At 71.7% G+C, this 12,625-nt stretch carries 10 protein-coding genes; 8 read left to right on the top strand and 2 right to left on the bottom strand.

What is annotated here, in order from left to right; genetic code table 11:
- The first annotated feature begins 134 nt into the window (after window positions 1–134).
- The 8 genes from ACWGH4_RS19810 to ACWGH4_RS19775 all read left to right on the top strand — a co-directional run bounded on the left by ACWGH4_RS19810 (window position 135) and on the right by ACWGH4_RS19775 (window position 10,507).
- The gene (locus ACWGH4_RS19810; RefSeq protein ID WP_453462430.1) at window positions 135–1,163 is read left to right on the top strand and encodes an aspartate-semialdehyde dehydrogenase; all 1,029 of its coding nucleotides are present in this window, start codon (window positions 135–137) and stop codon (window positions 1,161–1,163) included.
- A 77-nt stretch (window positions 1,164–1,240) separates the two neighbouring features.
- Window positions 1,241–3,253, top strand: a complete 2,013-nt coding sequence (locus tag ACWGH4_RS19805) for a TerD family protein (RefSeq protein ID WP_453462427.1) — start codon at window positions 1,241–1,243, stop codon at window positions 3,251–3,253.
- Between the two features lie 104 nt (window positions 3,254–3,357).
- Window positions 3,358–5,949: an aminopeptidase N gene (pepN, locus tag ACWGH4_RS19800; protein ID WP_453462424.1), complete on the top strand. Its 2,592-nt coding sequence runs from the start codon at window positions 3,358–3,360 to the stop codon at window positions 5,947–5,949.
- Window positions 5,950–6,331: 382 nt separating this feature from the next.
- Complete coding sequence (locus ACWGH4_RS19795; RefSeq protein ID WP_453462433.1) at window positions 6,332–7,831, top strand: ATP-binding protein; 1,500 nt, start codon at window positions 6,332–6,334, stop codon at window positions 7,829–7,831.
- The gene (locus ACWGH4_RS19790; RefSeq protein ID WP_189467833.1) at window positions 7,828–8,244 is read left to right on the top strand and encodes a roadblock/LC7 domain-containing protein; all 417 of its coding nucleotides are present in this window, start codon (window positions 7,828–7,830) and stop codon (window positions 8,242–8,244) included. The genes ACWGH4_RS19795 and ACWGH4_RS19790 overlap by 4 nt, the downstream gene beginning before the upstream one ends.
- Entirely contained in the window at window positions 8,241–8,600 is a 360-nt protein-coding gene (locus ACWGH4_RS19785) for a DUF742 domain-containing protein (RefSeq protein WP_189467830.1), read from the top strand. The genes ACWGH4_RS19790 and ACWGH4_RS19785 overlap by 4 nt, the downstream gene beginning before the upstream one ends.
- Window positions 8,581–9,201 carry a GTP-binding protein gene (locus ACWGH4_RS19780; RefSeq protein WP_453462419.1) on the top strand — a complete coding sequence of 207 codons (621 nt, stop codon included), beginning with the start codon at window positions 8,581–8,583 and terminating at the stop codon, window positions 9,199–9,201. Before ACWGH4_RS19785 ends, ACWGH4_RS19780 begins: the two co-directional genes overlap by 20 nt.
- 208 nt (window positions 9,202–9,409) lie before the next feature.
- The gene (locus tag ACWGH4_RS19775) at window positions 9,410–10,507 is read left to right on the top strand and encodes a selina-4(15),7(11)-diene synthase (RefSeq protein ID WP_453462416.1); all 1,098 of its coding nucleotides are present in this window, start codon (window positions 9,410–9,412) and stop codon (window positions 10,505–10,507) included.
- A gap of 15 nt (window positions 10,508–10,522) precedes the next feature.
- Here the strand turns inward: ACWGH4_RS19775 and ACWGH4_RS19770 are convergent, their stop codons facing one another.
- Together ACWGH4_RS19770 and ACWGH4_RS19765 are read right to left on the bottom strand one after the other, a co-directional pair.
- Window positions 10,523–11,476: a LysR family transcriptional regulator gene (locus ACWGH4_RS19770; protein ID WP_453462413.1), complete on the bottom strand. Its 954-nt coding sequence runs from the start codon at window positions 11,474–11,476 to the stop codon at window positions 10,523–10,525.
- 10 nt (window positions 11,477–11,486) lie between these two features.
- Window positions 11,487–12,464 (bottom strand): DMT family transporter, encoded by a 978-nt coding sequence (locus ACWGH4_RS19765; protein WP_453462410.1) that lies wholly within the window; start codon window positions 12,462–12,464, stop codon window positions 11,487–11,489.
- Between the last annotated feature and the right edge of the window lie 161 nt (window positions 12,465–12,625).

Below are 12,625 nucleotides of genomic sequence, written 5' to 3'. Positions count from 1 at the left end.
CTTCGGGCGCCCGCCCCGCCTGCATGTTCCTTGTCACACGTCCCGCCACTCGGACAATCGATTGGACAAGGCGGACCCGGACATACGCATCATGGAACGGCATCAGGGCCGCAAGTACGTACGGAGGAGTCCCCGTGAAGGTCGGAATCGTCGGAGCCACCGGGCAGGTCGGCACGGTCATGCGCAAGATCCTCGCCGAGCGGAAGTTCCCGGTCGACGAGCTGCGGCTCTTCGCCTCGGCCCGGTCCGCGGGCTCCACGATCGAATGGGAAGGCCGGGAGATCACGGTCGAGGACGCCTCCACCGCCGACTTCACGGGCCTCGACATCGCCCTGTTCTCGGCCGGCGGCGCGACCTCGAGGGCGCTCGCCGAAAAGGTGGCCGGTCAGGGCGTCGTCGTGATCGACAACTCCTCCGCCTGGCGCCGTGACCCCGAGGTGCCGCTCGTGGTCTCCGAGGTCAACCCGCACGCGGTCAAGGACCGCCCCAAGGGGATCATCGCCAACCCGAACTGCACCACGATGGCCGCCATGCCGGTCCTCAAGCCGCTGCACCAGGAGGCGGGGCTGATCTCCCTGGTCGCCACCACCTACCAGGCGGTCTCCGGCTCCGGCCTCGCGGGCGTCGCCGAGCTGGACGACCAGGTCAGAGCGGCCGCGGACCGTGCCAAGGAGCTCACCCACGACGGTGAGGCGGTCGCCTTCCCCGAGCCGGGCGTGTACAAGCGCACCATCGCCTTCAACGTGATCCCGCTGGCGGGCAACCTCGTCGACGACGGCTCCCACGAGACCGACGAGGAGCAGAAGCTCCGCAACGAGTCCCGCAAGATCCTCGAGATCCCCGAGCTCAAGGTCTCCGGCACCTGCGTGCGCGTCCCGGTCTTCTCCGGGCACTCGCTCCAGGTCAACGCCCGGTTCGCCGACAAGCTCGGTGTCGAGCGTGCCTACGAGCTGCTGAAGGACGCCCCGGGCGTCGAGCTCTCCGAGATCCCCACGCCGCTCCAGGCGGCGGGCAAGGACGCCTCGTACGTCGGCCGTATCCGCGTGGACGAGACCGTCGACAACGGCCTGTCGCTGTTCGTCTCAGGCGACAACCTGCGCAAGGGCGCCGCGCTGAACGCGGTGCAGATCGCGGAGCTGGTCGCGGACGAGCTGCGCGGCTGACCCACCCGATCAGTGCCTCGGGGGCGATCACCGGAAGGTGATCGCCCCCTTGTGCGTGACATGGCAGGCTGCCGGGCATGACACGCATGGTCAAGGGCGCCAACGTGCCCGCGCCGGTCGAGCCGCTCCAGATAGCCGTGTGCCGGGGCAGGGCCCCCGGCGCTCCCATGGTGGACGTCTCGGCACTGCTCGTCGCCGCGGACGGCAGGGTGCGGGATGACGCCGACCTCGTCCTCGCCGGCCGGCCGCACCACCCGAGCGGCGCGGTACGCCACCTGGGCACGGCCCCGGACGACGGCGGACCGCTCTTGGCGGACTGGCTGTGGCTGGACCTCGCCGGAGTCGAGCCGGGGGTCGATCGCGTGGTCGTCGCGGCGTCGGCGGACGGCGGCCCCTTCGGCCGGGTGCCGGGTCTGGACATCCGGGTGACGACGATGACGGGCGCGCCCGTCGCGTACTTCGGTGTCGACGACGCGACGACGGAGACGGCGTTCGTGCTGGGCGAGTTCTACCGGCACCGGGGCGGGTGGAAGTTCCGGGCGGTGGGCCAGGGCTGGACGACGGGCCTGCACGGCCTCGCGACGGACTTCGGTGTCGAGGTCGCGGACACGGGCCCGCCCCCGAACGGCGCCCGCGGCCCCGCCCTGCCCTCACCACACCCCGGGCCGCCGCGGACGGCGCCGCCGGACGGCGGGGCCGGCGGCGGCTTCGGTCCCGACTTCGTGCCCTTCGTCCTCAAAGGCCATGCGCACAAGACCTTCGCCGTGCCCCGGACCGTGCCGGCGGGGCCCGCGCTGTTGCAGGTGGAGCTCGAGGACGACAACGGGCGGGTGCAGGTCAAGCTGCTCGGGGAGACCGGCGACCGGGGCGAGGAGCTGTGGCGCGGTGACCGGACCCGGAGCAGGGCCCGGTTCCTCGTACACGTGCCGGAGGGCCGGCCGCTGCGCCTCGGCATACGGGCGAGCCGCCGGTGGGCGGTGAAGCTGATGCCCGTCTCGCACGCCGAGCCGTTCACGGGCCATGCCCACGGCCACGACCTCGACGTCCTGCGCTACGACGGCCCCGCCGACGACCTGCACTACCGCGCCGACGCCACCGACGGAGCCGACGCCGCGTTCTCGCTCGGTGCCGTCTTCCCCGGCGAGGACCCGATGACGCCCCGCCCCGCCCCCGCCCCCGAGGCCGCCGGCGGCACCGCGGCGGGGGTCGTACGACTGCCCGGCCCCGCGCTGCTCCAGGTCCGCGGCCGCGCCTTCTGGTCGCTGAACGCCGCGTCCGGTGCGCCCGTGCTCGCCGAGTACGGCAGCGGCCGGCGCGCCGGCGCCCCGGTGGAGATCGTCAACCCGCTTCCGGGCTCACCAGTGATCCTCGAGTACCACCTGGTCGCGGGCCTGACACCACGCTTCTACGAGGCGACAGAGACCGACGAGTACGGGGAGGAGCGCGCGCTGCTGTTCCCGCGCCGGGACGGCGTGCGCGGACGGGTGCTGCTGTTCACCGACGGCCGGGCCGGCACCCGGGTACGTATCCGGTCCGTGGCGCGATGGGTCCTGCGGCTGCTGCCGCTGGAGTCGGCCCGGCCACTGGCGGAAGGCGTCCGCGGCAAGGGCACGGACGTGCTGGTGCACCGGGGCGGCGCGTCCGTCGTCTCCCTGACGGGCAGCGCGGGGCGTGCCCCGTACTACCGGGTCGAGGCGGGGGCCGCCGACGCCATGGCTCCGGCACCGGTGCTGGAGGCGGCCGGCAGCCGTCCCGCGCGCGGCCCGGTCCCCGGCGAGCCGGGCGTGCCCGCGTACGTCACCGTCCGCTGCGAGGGCATGGGCTGGACGCTGGGTCTGACAGGGGCGGACGGGCCGCGGCCGTTCGCCGAGTCGGTCGAGGGCCACGGGTACGACATCGTCCGCTACACGGGCCGCCCCGGCGAGGTCCGTGTCGAGTGCGGTGAGGACCGCCCGGTCGAACTGTGGCTGCTGGACAAGCACTTCGCGCCGGACCGGAGGCTCGCCACCGGCCCCGGCCGGCACGAGATCGGGCCGGGCCCGATCCAGGTGCGTGGCGGCGGCCGCTGGCGGATCACCGCCGGCGGCTGACACCGCGCGCGGCGCCGCCCGTCACCGGGCCGATTCTCCTGGGCGAAGGGCGACCGTCGCGTGGAAGGATGAGCGCAAACATCGCATACCGAGGAGATGACCGGGTGCCTGGCACAAACCTGACCCGTGAAGAGGCGCAGCAGCGTGCGCGTCTGCTCACCGTTGACTCGTACGAGATCGACCTCGATCTCTCCGGGGCGCAGGAGGGCGGGACCTACCGGTCCGAGACCACCGTGCGTTTCGCGTCCGCCGAGGCGAACGCGCAGACGTTCATCGACCTGGTCGCACCCGCCGTGCACGACGTGGTGCTGAACGGCAAGTCGCTCGACGTGGCTGCGGTCTTCCGCGACTCGCGGATCACCCTGAAGCATCTGCGTGAGGGCGACAACGAGCTGAAGGTCGTCGCCGACTGCTCGTACACCAACACCGGCGAGGGCCTCCACCGGTTCGTCGACCCGGTGGACGAGCAGGCGTACCTCTACACGCAGTTCGAGGTGCCGGACGCGCGGCGCGTCTTCGCTAGCTTCGAGCAGCCGGACCTCAAGGCGACGTTCCGGTTCACCGTGAAGGCGCCCGAGGGCTGGACGGTGATCTCGAACTCGCCGCGGCAGCAGGCGGAGGGGGCCGCGCACGAGGACACCGTGTGGCGCTTCGAGCCGACGCCGCGCATCTCCACGTACATCACGGCGCTGATCGCCGGCCCGTACCACAGTGTGCACAGCTCGTACGAGAAGGACGGGCAGTCGGTGCCGCTCGGCATCTACTGCCGGCCGTCGCTGGCCGAGTACCTGGACGCGGACGCGATCTTCGACGTCACCCGTCAGGGCTTCGACTGGTTCCAGGAGAAGTTCGACTACGCCTACCCCTTCGCCAAGTACGACCAGCTGTTCGTGCCGGAGTTCAACGCGGGCGCGATGGAGAACGCGGGCGCCGTCACCATCCGCGACCAGTACGTCTTCCGTTCGAAGGTGACGGACGCGGCGTACGAGGTGCGGGCGGAGACGATCCTGCACGAGCTCGCCCACATGTGGTTCGGCGACCTCGTCACCATGGAGTGGTGGAACGACCTGTGGCTGAACGAGTCGTTCGCCACCTACACGTCGATCGCCTGCCAGGCCTCCGCGCCGGGTTCGAGGTGGCCGCACTCGTGGACCACGTTCGCGAACTCCATGAAGACGTGGGCCTACCGGCAGGACCAGCTGCCGTCGACCCATCCGATCATGGCCGAGATCCGCGACCTCGATGACGTTCTCGTGAACTTCGACGGCATCACGTACGCCAAGGGCGCGTCGGTTCTCAAGCAGCTGGTCGCCTATGTCGGCATGGACGAGTTCTTCCGCGGCGTGCAGGCGTACTTCAAGACGCACGCGTTCGGCAACACCCGTCTGTCCGACCTGCTCGGCGCGCTGGAGGAGACCAGCGGACGCGACCTGAAGACCTGGTCGAAGGCGTGGCTGGAGACGGCCGGCATCAACGTCCTGCGCCCGGAGATCGGCACGGACGACTCGGGTGTCATCACCTCCTTCGCCGTGCGGCAGGAGGCCCCGGCGCTGCCGACCGGGGCGAAGGGCGAACCGACGCTGCGCCCGCACCGCATCGCGATCGGCCTGTACGACCTGGACGACGCGGGCAAACTGGTGCGCCGCGAGCGGGTCGAGCTCGACGTCGACGGCGGGCTGACCGAGGTCCCGTCGCTGGTGGGGAAGGCGCGCCCGGCCGTCGTCCTGCTCAATGACGACGACCTTTCGTACGCGAAGGTCCGCCTCGACGAGGAGTCCCTGCGCAACGTCACGGCACACCTGGGCGACTTCACCGAGTCCCTGCCGCGCGCGCTGTGCTGGGCCTCCGCCTGGGACATGACCCGCGACGGCGAACTGGCCGCCCGCGACTACCTGTCGCTGGTGCTGTCCGGGATCGGCAAGGAGTCCGACATCGGCGTGGTCCAGTCCCTGCACCGCCAGGTCAAGCTCGCCGTCGACCTGTACGCGGCGCCCGCCTGGCGTGAGACCGGCCTGACCCGGTGGACGGACGCCACGCTCGCGCACCTGCGGGCGGCTGAGCCGGGCAGCGACCACCAGCTGGCGTGGGCGCGGGCGTTCGCCGCGACCGCGCGCACCCCGCAGCAGCTCGACCTGCTCCAGGCGCTGCTCGACGGCACGGAGACGATCGAGGGCCTGGCCGTCGACACCGAGCTGCGGTGGGCCTTCGTGGAGCGGCTCGCCGCGACCGGCGTCTTCGACGAGGACGACATCGCCGGCGAGTACGAGCGGGACAAGACCGCGGCCGGCGAGCGCCACGCGGCGACCGCGCGGGCGGCGCGGCCGACCCCGGAGGCGAAGGCGGAGGCCTGGGCCTCGGTCGTCGAGTCCGACAAGCTGCCCAACGCCGTCCAGGAGGCGGTGATCTCCGGCTTCGTCCAGACGGACCAGCGTGAGCTGCTCGCTCCGTACGCGGAGAGGTACTTCGCGGCGGTCAAGGACGTGTGGGAGTCGCGCAGCCACGAGATGGCGCAGCAGGTCGCCATCGGCCTCTACCCGTCGCTGCTCGTCTCCGAGGAGACGCTGGACGCGACGGACGAGTGGCTCTCCTCCGCGGAGCCGAACGCGGCACTGCGCCGGCTGGTCTCCGAGTCGCGCGCCGGCGTCGAGCGCGCGCTGAAGGCCCAGGCGGCGGACGCGGCGGCGGCCACCGGCTGACCCGCCGGAGGGCGCCCAGGGACGACTCACGGTTGTCCCTGGGCGCCCTTGGCGTATCCGGGCGCGGGTCCGTCCGCCGGCGGGCGGCACGGGCTGCCCGGAGCGCGCACCCGGTCCCGCGCCGGAGCTCGAAGCACAGGGGCGGCGCGCGGAGTTCGCCGCACAACCCGGCCGGCGACCCGGCCGGTTGCCACCGCCATACCAACATCGACGAGAAGACACACCGTTCAAACATTTTCGAGTGAACTCGGCGCGCCCGTTTGCCATTTCGGCCGTATACATCACGACAGTGGAATGACCCACCGTCAAACGATCTAGTGCAAGCGGGATATGCTCCCGCCCGTCGTCATATGATCTTCCACGTTCGATTCTGAGGATGCTGATGGTTCGACAGGGAACGTCGACCGGAAGTCCGCGGCCCCCGGCCAGCCTTGTCTGGCAGCTGCCCGTAGCCGCGACCGTTGCGGCCGCGATCGCGGCCGTGTCCCTGGTCTCCGCTTCGGCCCGCACCCCCGTGGTCGTGATCTGCGTCGTCGCGGTCGTCGCGGTCGCCACCGCCTGCGCGGAGGTGATGCGGCGCGGCAGACTCGTGGCCCAGCTGCGGCACACGGTCGCGGCGCAGGACGCCGCCCTCGCGCGACAGGCCGCCGAGACCACCCGGCTCGCCGGCGAGCTGCTGCCCGAGGTGGTGGAACGGCTCCGCAAGGGCGAGTTCCCCGAGGACGTGCTGGCCTCGCTCGACGCGTCGGCCGAGCACCAGGCGGTGCTCCGCTCGGTCGTCGGCGCGGTCAGCGCCGAGGAGGACCTGCGCGAGTCCGCCCAGCGCGCCTTCGTGAACATCGCCCGCCGCGTGCAGGCGATCGTCCACCAGCAGGCGCAGGAACTGCGGGAGATGGAGGACCGGCACGGTCAGACCCCCAGCGTCTTCGGCGACCTCCTGCGCATCGACCACGGCACGGCCCTGATCGGCCGCCTCGCCGACTCCATCGCCGTGCTCGGCGGCGCCCGCCCGGGCCGCCAGTGGAGCAGGGCCGTACCTCTGTACAGCGTCATGCGTGGCGCGATGTCGCGGATCATCGACTACCAGCGGGTCGAGCTGCACTCGGTCTCCGAGGTCGCCGTCGTCGGCACCGCCGTCGAGCCGCTGATCCACGCGCTGTCCGAGCTCCTCGACAACGCCACCCGCTACTCGCCGCCGCACACCAAGGTCCACCTGACCGCGGTGGACGTGCAGTCGGGCATCGCCGTCGAGATCGAGGACGGCGGCGTCAGCATGAGCGAGGAGGCCCGGCTGCGGGCCGAGCGCATGCTCCGCCAGGCCCAGCAGGGGATCGACGTCAACGACCTCGGTGAGACGCCCCGCCTCGGCCTGGCGGTCGTGGGCCGCCTCTCCCAGGCGTACGGCTTCCAGGTCTCGCTGCGCTCGTCCGCGTACGGCGGTGTCCGCGCCGTCCTCGTCGTACCGCAGGACCTCATCACCACCGCCTCGTCCGCGACCGGCCTCGCGCACGGTATCGGCGCCTCCTCCGGTCCGCGCCCGGCCGGCTCGGAGACCCAGGAACGGCTTCCCAGGCCGGCCGGCGGCCCGACGGCCGCGCTGTCGGCCGCCCCGCCCGCGGACGACCTGCCGGTGGTGACAGAGCGGACCCCCACCGGTCTGCCCCAGCGCCGCCGCAAGGCACGCGCGACCGTGCCCGCACCGGCCGCGCCGGCCGCGCCCCGCGAGTCCGCCGGCCCGACGGCGCCCGACGGCGGTGCGCCCTCGGCCGCCTCGGAGACGGAGTCCGCACCGGCGGTGCAGCCCGGCATGTGGCTGGCCGCGTTCCAGAGCGGCCTGTCCGGTGACACCACCCAGCCAAGCAAGGGGAACAAGCAGCCATGATTCAGCGGCAGTCCAACCAGACCAACATGGACTGGATGCTCAAGGACCTGGCGGAGGGCGTCCCGCAGACGCGCAACGTCGTCGTCCTGTCCGCCGACGGTCTGCGCATGGCCCAGTACGGCGCGGACACCGACACCGCCGACCGTCTGGCGGCCGCCTGCGCGGGGCTGCAGAGTCTGGCGGCCGCCGTCGCGTCCGAACTACCGCACGGTGATGGCCAGATGCGCCTGGTCGTCATCGAGATGGACGGCGGCTTCTTCTATCTGATGGCGGCCGGCGCAGGCGCGTATCTCGCGGTACTGGCCGACGAAGGCGTCGACGCCGGGCTGATGGGCCAGCGGATGCGGGACCTCGTGCTGCGGATCGGAGAGCACCTGAGCACGCCGCCGCGGCATGAAGGACAGACCGCGTGAGCGACGCGGGCGGGGACTGGGAAGAGACCAGTCCCGAGCGGCTCTACGTCATCACGGGCGGCCGCAGCGGCTCGTCCGCGCCCACCGCGCTCGACCTGGTCACCCTGATCGTGGCCAGGTCGGGTCCCAAACCCGGCATGCAGCCGGAGCACGCAGCGATCATCCGGCTCTGTCACGCACCGCTCTCGGTGGCCGAGATCTCCGCCTATCTGAGCCTCCCGGTGAGCGTCGTGACCGTGCTGCTCAGCGATCTTCTGGCCGAGGACAAGGTGCTGGCACGCGCACCCGTCCGGGCCGCCCGTCTCCCCGACCGCGCTTTGATTGAGGCAGTGATCGATGGACTTCAAAAGCTCTGAGCAGGCCGTCGGGCCGCGGAGCGAGGACGTGCTGCCGGAGACGGCCACGGCCGCCGTCAAGGTGGTCATCGTGGGTGGTTTCGGCGTCGGCAAGACGACCCTGGTCGGCTCGGTGAGCGAGATCCGGCCGCTGACGACCGAGGAGACGATGACGCAGGCCGGGGTCGGCGTCGACGACACCCAGGGAGTGGAGCGCAAGACCTCCACGACCGTCGCGATGGACTTCGGCCGGATCAGCATCAACGAGGAGCTGGTGCTGTACCTGTTCGGCACCCCGGGCCAGGAGCGCTTCTGGTTCCTGTGGCGCGGCCTGTTCGAGGGCGCGCTCGGCGCCGTCGTGCTCGTCGACACCCGGCGGCTCGAGGTCAGCTTCGACGTCATCGGGCGGCTCGAGGAACGCGGCGTGCCGTTCGTTGTCGCCGTCAACTCCTTTCCGGACGCGCCCGATCACTCGGTCGACGAGCTGCGCGCCGCGCTGGACCTGCCGGACGCCGTGCCGATCGTCCTCTGCGACGCGCGCATGCGCAGCTCCAGCCGGGACGTCCTGATGACGCTGATGCGCTATCTCCAGACCCTTGCCATGTCGCAGGAGGCGTCCTGACGGCGTCCGCGCGGGCTTCAGTGCGGAAGTAGCTGTTCCGTTCCGGCCATCAAAAGTGCCCGAGTGGCCGGTTTGTATGGACATCGTCCTGTTGGATCGGCCACTCTGGCTGAGTACGATGCGTCTCAGTTGATCATTGAGGGGTGCAAGTTGCGCGTTTTTCATCGAAGTTGACGCACTGCGCCCCCGCATCGAGAGGCAGGCCGCAGTGGAGCCCGAGCTGACCGTTCCGCCGCTCTTCTCTCCGATCCGACAAGCGATCCATCCGAAGCACGCCGACATCGACGTCCAGACCGCGGCGTGGGCGGAAACCTTCCGCATCGGATCCGAGGAACTGCGCGGCAAACTCGTCACCCAGGACATCGGTACGTTCTCCGCACGCATCCTCCCCGAAGGCCGCGAAGAGGTCGTGTCGCTGCTCGCGGACTTCATCCTCTGGCTCTTCGGCGTCGACGACGGCCACTGCGAGGAGGGGGAGCTCGGCCACCGGCCGGGCGACCTGGCCGGGCTCCTGCACCGCCTGATCCGCGTGGCGCAGAACCCCGAGGCCCCGATGATGCAGGACGATCCGCTGGCGGCCGGCCTGCGGGACCTGCGGATGCGCGTGGACCGCTTCGGCACGGCCGGCCAGACGGCCCGGTGGGTCGACGCGCTGCGTGAGTACTTCTTCTCCGTCGTGTGGGAGGCCGCCCACCGGCGCGCGGGCACGGTCCCGGACCTCAACGACTACACCCTGATGCGCCTCTACGACGGCGCGACGTCCGTGGTGCTCCCGATGCTGGAGATGGGCCACGGCTACGAACTCCAGCCGCACGAACGGGACCGGACCGCGGTACGGGCCGTGGCCGAGATGGCGTCGTTCATCATCACCTGGGACAACGACATCTTCTCGTACCACAAGGAGCGCAGGGGCTCCGGGTACTACCTCAACGCCCTGCGCGTGCTCGAGCACGAACGCGGCCTGACCCCCGCCCAGGCGCTGGACGTGGCGATCTCGCAGCGGGACCGGGTGATGTGCCTGTTCACGGCCGTGAGCGACCAGCTGGCCGAGCAGGGCAGCCCTCAGCTGCGGCAGTACCTCCACAGCCTGCGCTGCTTCATACGCGGCGCCCAGGACTGGGGCATCAGCTCGGTCCGCTACACGACGCCGGACGACCCGGCGAGCATGCCGTCGGTGTTCACCGACGTGCCGACCGACGACAGTACCGAGCCGCTGGACATTCCCGCGGTCTCCTGGTGGTGGGGGCTTCTCGACGAGGACGCACGGTCCGTCCGCAGGCAGGTGCCGGCCCAGCGTTCCGCCTAGGCCGTTCCGTCCGGATCAGGCCGGGTCTTCGGATCGGGCCTGATCAGGGAGCGGGTCCGGCGTCACCGCCGTCCGCTGTGACGCCACCTCCCGCAGGGCGTCCAGAACCCGGGCCACTCCCGGTGCCGATTCGGAGCCGCGCCGGACCGCCGCCAGCACATGGCGGCGGGGCCGGTCCGTCCCGAGGGGGCGCATCAGCACGCCGTCCCGCCGCTCGGCCGCCATCCGGGGCACCAGCGCCACGCCCATCCCCGCCTCGACCATCGCCAGAATCGCCCGCCAGCCGGCCGCGGAGTGCGCCTGTTCCGGCACGAAGCCCGCCGCCTCGCACGCCGCGAGCGTGATCTCGGACCACGGGCCGCTGCCGCCGAAGATCCACGGCTCGCCGGACAGGTCCGCCAGCCGCAGATCCTCGGACCGGGCCAGCGGATGACCGGCCGGCAGTGCCACGTCCAACGGGTCGGCGAGCAGCGGCACCAGGGCGAACCGCGGGTCGCGGGCCGTGGGCGCGTGCGCCGCGAGGGACAGGGCCAGGTCGACCCGGCCACAGGAGAGGAGTTCGTACGCCTCGGACGCCTCCGCCTCCCTGATCCGGATGTCGAGGCCCGGGTGGCAGGTCCGCAGCCGCCGCACCGCCGGGACGACCAGCGCCGGCACGGCCGTCGAGAACGCCCCGACCCGCACCACCCCGACCTCGCCCCGCAGGTAGTCGGCCAGCTCCGCCTCCGCCCCCTCCAGCCGTGCGAACACCGCCTCCGCGTGCCGCAGCACCAGATGCGCCGCGTCGGTGAGCCGCACCCGCCGTCCCTGCGCCTCCAGCAGCGGCACGCCGAGCTGCCTGGCCAGGTTCGACAACTGCTGCGAAACGGCCGAGGGGGTCATCGACAGCGCCTCCGCGGTGGCCGTCACGGTCCCGTGCTCGCCGAGGGCACGCAGGATCCGGAGCTTCTTGATGTCCCACTCGATCATGCGCCGCACGCTATCGGGCGGGCCTTCCGGCGGCGGCGAGGGCCACCCCGCCGAGGATCAGCGCCATGCACACGACCTGCGCGCTCCCCATCGTCTCGCCCAGCAGCGCGTAGGAGAGCAGCGCCACACACACCGGTTGCAGGTAGTAGACGACTCCGGCCCTGGCCGCCCCGATGAGGGCGATCGCCCCGTTCCATGCGAAGAAGGCGACGGCCGAGGAGAAGACGCCGACGTAGACGAGGGGACCGACGGTGCCGACCGCCGGCTCGAAGCCGCCCTGCACGGCGACGCTGACCAGATGCGCCGGCAGCAGCATCACGGCACCGAGCACGAACGTGGTGAACAGCAGCACCGGTCCGCCGAGGCCGTCCGGGCGGCGGCGCAGCAGGGCGCTGTACGAGGCGAAGCTGAGCGCCGCGGCGAACATCCACAGATCGCCCGGGGCGAACCGGAACGACAGCGACCCGTCGCCGACGAGCAGCAGGACACCGCAGCAGGCGACGGCCGTCCCGACCACGCGGCGGGCTCCGAGCCGGGTGCCCGACAGCCGCTCGTACAGCGCCATCAGGACGGGCGACGCGGCCATGATCATGCCCATGTTGGCCGCGGAGGTGGTGAGCCCGGCCTGGTTGACGAGGGTGTTGTAGACGGTGACGCCGAGGAGTGCGGCGGCGGTCAGGAATCCGAGGTGACGGCGGACGAGCGCCCGCTGCCGCCAGGTCTGCCGCAGGGCGAACGGGGCGACGGCGGCGATCGCGACGACCCAGCGCCAGAACGCCGCCTGGACCGGAGGAACGGAGTCGTGCAGAGCGCGGGACGTGACGAAACTCCCCGACCAGACGACGGTCGCGACCGCGGCGAGCAGCAGACCGGGCCCCATGGCGCCGCGCCCCCACCTGGCCGCCCTGTCGCGACGGACGCCGCCGTCCGACGGCCTCTTCCGGTCGTGTGCGTCCGCTCCTGTCCGAACCTCTGGCGTCACGGTCATCCTGTGTCTCCTCCGCCCTCAACGGGCCTCGCCGGCATGGGGGCCAACGGTCACACGCGGAGAAACATCAGGTCCATCGAAAGTTTTCGACGGTTCTTTGAAGCAGATCTGAACGATGTGCGGGTGTCCGGGCACGGCGAAGGCGCCCGGGTGCGTCGCAC

This window comes from Streptomyces sp. NPDC054847, assembly GCF_053610925.1.
Note: the sequence above shows the minus strand (reverse complement) of the source record. Positions and strands in the feature narration are given on the sequence as shown.

Excerpts from the sequence above, each read along its gene's own strand:
- ACWGH4_RS19765 (WP_453462410.1), bottom strand. The coding sequence starts at position 12,464 with ATGACCGTGACGCCAGAGGTTCGGACAGGAGCGGACGCACACGACCGG.
- ACWGH4_RS19770 (WP_453462413.1), bottom strand. The coding sequence starts at position 11,476 with ATGATCGAGTGGGACATCAAGAAGCTCCGGATCCTGCGTGCCCTCGGC.
- ACWGH4_RS19795 (WP_453462433.1), top strand. The coding sequence starts at position 6,332 with ATGGTTCGACAGGGAACGTCGACCGGAAGTCCGCGGCCCCCGGCCAGC.
- ACWGH4_RS19780 (WP_453462419.1), top strand. The coding sequence starts at position 8,581 with ATGGACTTCAAAAGCTCTGAGCAGGCCGTCGGGCCGCGGAGCGAGGAC.
- ACWGH4_RS19805 (WP_453462427.1), top strand. The coding sequence starts at position 1,241 with ATGACACGCATGGTCAAGGGCGCCAACGTGCCCGCGCCGGTCGAGCCG.
- ACWGH4_RS19790 (WP_189467833.1), top strand. The coding sequence starts at position 7,828 with ATGATTCAGCGGCAGTCCAACCAGACCAACATGGACTGGATGCTCAAG.